The sequence below is a fragment of the Denitromonas iodatirespirans genome (genome assembly GCF_018524365.1).
Taxonomy (GTDB): domain Bacteria; phylum Pseudomonadota; class Gammaproteobacteria; order Burkholderiales; family Rhodocyclaceae; genus Nitrogeniibacter; species Nitrogeniibacter iodatirespirans.
Window position 1 is genome coordinate 1 of record NZ_JAEKFT010000150.1, and the last position, 364, is coordinate 364.

General features: G+C 68.7%; 1 protein-coding gene. It reads right to left on the reverse strand.

Features of this window, described 5'->3' with window-relative positions:
• Window positions 1–364: hypothetical protein (locus tag I8J34_RS24350; RefSeq protein ID WP_214364209.1), on the reverse strand; the 364-nt coding region annotated here is incomplete at both ends.

Consider the following 364-nt stretch of genomic DNA (forward strand, 5'->3'; position numbering starts at 1 on the left):
CGACGGTGTCGTTGGTGAGCACACTTCCGCTGACGGTGTTGGCCGCATCCTCGGCGATCACGTTGGTGTCATTGATCGCCACCGGCACGGAGTCGGTGATCTGGATGTCGAGGCTGCCGGTGGCGGCGATGCCCAGATCGTCGGTGACCACCACGGCGATGGCGTCGAGCACCGGGGCGTTGCTGCTTTGCACGTTCGGGTCGTAGGTGTAGCTGACCGCGCCGGTGGCGGCGTCGTAGCCGGTGAGCACGAGCGTGCCCTCGCCGGTGTCGATGCTGACCGGGGTGGTGCCCAGGTTGCCCAGTTCGGCTTCGCTGACCACGGTGCCGCCGACCGTGAGGCTTTGCAGCCCGGCCGGGGCGCC